This is a genomic window from Bradyrhizobium sp. Kon58, assembly GCF_055807455.1.
Map to the genome: position 1 here is coordinate 1 of NZ_JBVVOT010000269.1, position 325 is coordinate 325.

1 protein-coding gene is annotated in these 325 nt (G+C 63.7%); it reads right to left on the reverse strand.

Annotation, left to right across the window (positions count from 1 at the left end; genetic code table 11):
- The coding region (locus AC0L20_RS40430) for an alpha/beta fold hydrolase (RefSeq protein WP_473295734.1) at positions 1–325 on the reverse strand (325 nt) is incomplete at both ends.

A 325-nucleotide genomic window follows, 5' to 3' on the forward strand; every position in this document is an offset into this window, starting at 1 on the left:
GGCAATCGTTTCGGCCAGATCTTCGCTGGCCCCTGAGTGATAGCTGCGGGCCAACAGGTTCGGCTCGCCCGAACAACCGCGCCAGTTCAATGCCACGCTGGCCCAGCCTTGCGCGGCAAGGACTTTTTGCAGGCCGGCCACGTAGGGCGAGTTGGATGAACCGGTCAGCCCATGCAGCACCAGCACCAGAGGCGATTGCGCGTCATGGGGACCATGCCAGTCGAGGTCCAGAAAATCGCCGTCTTCCAGCCACAGGCGTTCGCGTTGACGCTCGATATGAGTGGTGGGGCGCCATAGCGGCCCCCACAGCGTTTGCAGATGGGGG